The 3,022-nt window shown below is 50.7% G+C and carries 1 rRNA gene; it reads right to left on the bottom strand.

The features are described 5' to 3' along the window. Positions 1 to 11: 11 nt before the first annotated feature. Positions 12 to 2,894 (bottom strand): 23S ribosomal RNA (locus tag MJX74_RS21415). Positions 2,895 to 3,022: the final 128 nt, after the last annotated feature.

Here is a 3,022-nt window from a genome sequence, read left to right as displayed (position 1 = left end):
TTGGGCGTTGTATGGTTAAGCCTCTCGGGCAATTAGTATGAGTTAGCTTAACACATCACTGCGCTTCCACACCTCACCTATCAACGTTGTGGTCTCCAACGACCCTTTAGTGGACTTAAAGTCCAAGGGATGACTCATCTTGTGGCCGGCTTCCCGCTTAGATGCTTTCAGCGGTTATCCGTTCCGAACGTAGCTACCGGGCAATGCCATTGGCATGACAACCCGAACACCAGCGGTTCGTTCACTCCGGTCCTCTCGTACTAGGAGCAACTCCACTCAATCATCCAACGCCCACGGCAGATAGGGACCGAACTGTCTCACGACGTTCTAAACCCAGCTCGCGTACCACTTTAAATGGCGAACAGCCATACCCTTGGGACCGACTTCAGCCCCAGGATGTGATGAGCCGACATCGAGGTGCCAAACACCGCCGTCGATATGAACTCTTGGGCGGTATCAGCCTGTTATCCCCGGAGTACCTTTTATCCGTTGAGCGATGGCCCTTCCATACAGAACCACCGGATCACTATGACCTACTTTCGTACCTGCTCGACGTGTCTGTCTCGCAGTTAAGCTGGCTTCTACCATTACACTAACCGTACGATGTCCGACCGTACTTAGCCAACCTTCGTGCTCCTCCGTTACTCTTTAGGAGGAGACCGCCCCAGTCAAACTACCCACCAGACACTGTCCGCAATCCCGATTCAGGGACCTACGTTAGAACATCAAACATACAAGGGTGGTATTTCAAGGACGGCTCCATCGTGACTAGCGTCACAACTTCAAAGCCTCCCACCTATCCTACACATGTAGGGTCAATGTTCAGTGCCAAGCTATAGTAAAGGTTCACGGGGTCTTTCCGTCTAGCCGCGGGTATACGGCATCTTCACCGCAATTTCAATTTCACTGAGTCTCGGCTGGAGACAGCCTGGCCATCATTACACCATTCGTGCAGGTCGGAACTTACCCGACAAGGAATTTCGCTACCTTAGGACCGTTATAGTTACGGCCGCCGTTTACCGGGGCTTCGATCAAGAGCTTCGCTTGCGCTAACCCCATCAATTAACCTTCCGGCACCGGGCAGGTGTCACACCCTATACGTCCTCTTACGAGTTTGCAGAGTGCTGTGTTTTTAATAAACAGTTGCAGCCAGCTGGTCACTGCGACTCTTCGCTGCTTACGGAGCAAGTCCTTCACAGCAAAGAGCGTACCTTCTCCCGAAGTTACGGTACTATTTTGCCTAGTTCCTTCAGCCGAGTTCTCTCAAGCGCCTTGGTATGCTCTACCTGACCACCTGTGTCGGTTTAGGGTACGGTCACCAATACCTGAAGCTTAGAGGCTTTTCCTGGAAGCATAGCGTCAGCAACTTCGTGTCCTTGGACACTCGTCTCGTATCTCAGTCTTAGCAACCCGGATTTACCTAAGTCACCAACCTACATACTTTCACGCGGACTACCAACGCCGCGCTTGCCTAGCTTTCTCCGTCCCCCCATCGCAGTATTGGCCGGTACAGGAATATTAACCTGTTTCCCATCGACTACGCCTTTCAGCCTCGCCTTAGGAGCCGACTCACCCTACCCTGATTAGCATGGGATAGGAACCCTTGGTCTTTCGGCGGGGAAGTTTTTCACTCCCCTTATCGTTACTCATGTCAGCATTCGCACTTCTGATACCTCCAGCAAACCTCCCGGTCTACCTTCAACGGCTTACAGAACGCTCCTCTACCACTTGTGCAAGCACAAGTCCGCAGCTTCGGTGAATGATTTAGCCCCGTTACATCTTCCGCGCAGGCCGACTCGACTAGTGAGCTATTACGCTTTCTTTAAAGGGTGGCTGCTTCTAAGCCAACCTCCTAGCTGTCTATGCCTTCCCACATCGTTTTCCACTTAATCATTACTTTGGGACCTTAGCTGGCGGTCTGGGTTGTTTCCCTTTTCACGACGGACGTTAGCACCCGCCGTGTGTCTCCCGGATAGTACTCACTGGTATTCGGAGTTTGCATGGGGTTGGTAAGTCGGGATGACCCCCTAGCCCAAACAGTGCTCTACCCCCAGTGGTATTCGTCCGAGGCGCTACCTAAATAGCTTTCGAGGAGAACCAGATATCTCCGAGCTTGATTAGCCTTTCACTCCGATCCACAAGTCATCCCCATCTTTTTCAACAGATGTGGGTTCGGTCCTCCAGTTAGTGTTACCCAACCTTCAACCTGCTCATGGATAGATCGCCCGGTTTCGGGTCTACACCCTGCAACTATTCGCCCAGTTAAGACTCGGTTTCCCTACGGCTCCCCTATTCGGTTAACCTCGCTACAGAATGTAAGTCGCTGACCCATTATACAAAAGGTACGCAGTCACACCACGAAGGTGCTCCCACTGCTTGTACGTACACGGTTTCAGGTTCTATTTCACTCCCCTTACAGGGGTTCTTTTCGCCTTTCCCTCACGGTACTGGTTCACTATCGGTCAGTCAGGAGTATTTAGCCTTGGAGGATGGTCCCCCCATGTTCAAACAGGATACCACGTGTCCCGTCCTACTCGTTTTCATTACTAAAGCATTGTCGTGTACGGGGCTATCACCCTGTATCGCTGGTCTTTCCAGGCCATTCCACTAACACCTTAATAACTTAAGGGCTACTCCGCGTTCGCTCGCCGCTACTAACGGAATCTCGGTTGATTTCTTTTCCTCGGGGTACTTAGATGTTTCAGTTCTCCCGGTTTGCCTCCCAACACTATGTATTCATGTTGGGATAGTGCATAAATGCACTGGGTTTCCCCATTCGGATATCTGCGGGTCTAATGCCTCTTACCGGCTTCCCACAGCTTTTCGCAGGTTAGTACGTCCTTCATCGCCTCTGACTGCCAAGGCATCCACCGTGTACGCTTATTCACTTAACCATACAACCCCAAAATGTCTTCAGAATCATACAGTGTGTTTAAGGTTCACAAATAAATATTGTTACCTTGTTTTTTACTACTATCAGCTTGCCAAATTGTTAAAGAGCAGTTTGAGATTAAACTCAAAT

It is taken from the genome of Rheinheimera hassiensis (assembly GCF_022436675.1).
Classification (GTDB): domain Bacteria; phylum Pseudomonadota; class Gammaproteobacteria; order Enterobacterales; family Alteromonadaceae; genus Alishewanella; species Alishewanella hassiensis.
Note: the sequence above shows the minus strand (reverse complement) of the source record. Positions and strands in the feature narration are given on the sequence as shown.